The sequence below is a fragment of the Lentzea roselyniae genome, from assembly GCF_039537795.1.
Taxonomy (GTDB): Bacteria; Actinomycetota; Actinomycetes; order Mycobacteriales; family Pseudonocardiaceae; genus Lentzea; species Lentzea atacamensis.
Map to the genome: position 1 here is coordinate 1 of NZ_BAABBE010000140.1, position 664 is coordinate 664.

General features: G+C 64.6%; 1 protein-coding gene. It reads left to right on the top strand.

Features of this window, described 5'->3' with window-relative positions; genetic code table 11:
* A partial coding sequence (locus ABFX45_RS46235) for an IS1634 family transposase (protein ID WP_346137435.1) occupies positions 1–664 on the top strand: 664 nt, incomplete at both ends.

Consider the following 664-nt stretch of genomic DNA (forward strand, 5'->3'; position numbering starts at 1 on the left):
CCGGATTCCCGTTGATGGTCAACGCTTTCGAGGGCAACAAGGCCGAGACCACGACCATGCTGCCTGCGATTCAGGCGTTCATGGCCGCCCACCGTCTGCACGACGTGGTCATCGTCGCCGACGCCGGGATGATCTCCGAGAAGAACATGAAGGACATCGAGGCAGCCGGCCTGTCGTTCATCCTCGGGATGCGCATCCCCGAAGTTCCTTACGTCATCAGCGAATGGCAGCGCGCACATCCCGGCGAGCCGATCCCCGACGGGCACATCTTCGTCCAGCCGTGGCCGGCCGGAGCGACAGACCAGCGCAAGGACCAGGTGCGCTTCTACCAGTTCAAGCACGACCGGGCCCGCAGGACGCTCAAAGGCATCGACGAGCAGGTCCGCAAGGCCGAGCAGGCCGTGGCCGGCAAGACCGCGGTCAAGCGCAACCGGTTCGTCACACTCACCGACGCCACCAAGACCGTCAATCGCGACCTGGAGAACAAGGCCCGAGCGCTGGCCGGGATCAAGGGCTACGTCACCAACATCGCCGAGCCCACAGCCGAGCAGGTCATCGGCGCCTACCACCAGCTGTTCCAGATCGAGAAGACCTTCCGCATGGCCAAGTCCGACCTGGCCGCCCGTCCGATCTACCACCGCACCAAAGACTCGATCGAGGCGCA